The 319-nt window shown below is 75.2% G+C and carries 1 protein-coding gene; it reads left to right on the top strand.

The genetic code is table 11. The features are described from left to right. A partial coding sequence (locus tag IF89_RS39955) for a hypothetical protein (RefSeq protein ID WP_158718177.1) occupies positions 1 to 319 on the top strand: 319 nt, incomplete at both ends.

Here is a 319-nt window from a genome sequence, read left to right as displayed (position 1 = left end):
GGTGGCGTTTGCGGACCGGCACGGCAACCGCACCGACTTCGCCTTCACCCCGGCCGGGGAGACCTGGCAGCTCACGTCTGTCACCGACCCCTACGGCGCTGCCACAGAAGTCGCCTACGGCGACGGCCGGGTCGTCTTCACCGCACCGGCCCGTTCCGGCGACGGGCACCGGCTGACGGCGGTCCTGGCGCTGGAGGACGGGCTGGTCCGCAAGGCCACGGCGGGGGACGGGGCGGTGACGGGGCTGGAGTACGGGCGGCCGCTGGCCGGACACGGCCCCGTCGTCACCAAGGTCGCCTCGCCCCTCGGCGCGGTGACC

The organism is Streptomyces sp. NRRL F-2664, assembly GCF_000719345.1.
Taxonomy (GTDB): domain Bacteria; phylum Actinomycetota; class Actinomycetes; order Streptomycetales; family Streptomycetaceae; genus Streptomyces.
This window is presented reverse-complemented; position numbering and strand designations above follow the sequence as displayed.